The 718-nt window shown below is 45.4% G+C and carries 1 protein-coding gene; it reads left to right on the forward strand.

Annotated features, from left to right (window positions below; translation table 11 throughout):
- Positions 1–718 (forward strand): peroxidase family protein (locus A3751_RS02665; RefSeq protein WP_304439000.1); only part of this gene is annotated, 718 nt, incomplete at both ends.

Consider the following 718-nt stretch of genomic DNA (forward strand, 5'->3'; position numbering starts at 1 on the left):
TCAGGGATGCAGTCGATGTCTATGATATTGGCTCAAATATTGTTGCCAACAGCATTCCTCTAGAAAACACTCGTGACGGTGATGCAGAAGACATTCTCGTCACAGAAGGAGGCGATCGACTATGGTACTCGTTCGGTATCACCAACCCTGGTTCGCTGACACTCAATAATTACCCAGAGTTTTTGCGTAATCTTTCTATGCCGCTAATTGGCGATATTGATTTGGCAACGATCGACATAATACGAGACCGTGAACGCGGAATACCACGTTACAACGAGTTTCGTCGTCAAATTGGGCTTAATCCAATTACCAAGTTTGAGGATCTAACTACTGAGCCTACGACCCTTGCCGAGTTGAAACGCATATATAACAACGATATTGAGCAGATAGACGCACTCGTTGGTCAGCTTGCAGAAACTATTCGTCCAGATGGCTTTGCTTTTGGTGAGACAGCTTTCCAAGTCTTCATCCTCAATGCATCTCGTCGTCTCATGACGGACCGTTTTTTTACAGAAAGCTATACGCCGGAAGTATATACGCAGGACGGAATCGACTGGGTTGAAAGCAACACAATGATTGATGTTATTCGCCGTCACTTCCCGACGCTAGATTTTAGCCTCACCGGCGTTGAAAATGCATTCAAACCATGGGATCTAAAAATCCCGGAAGACTACAAACAGTGGGCTGCCTGCGATAAGGAATCACTTCTTTGGACCAA

The sequence above is a fragment of the Oleiphilus sp. HI0080 genome (assembly GCF_001635135.1).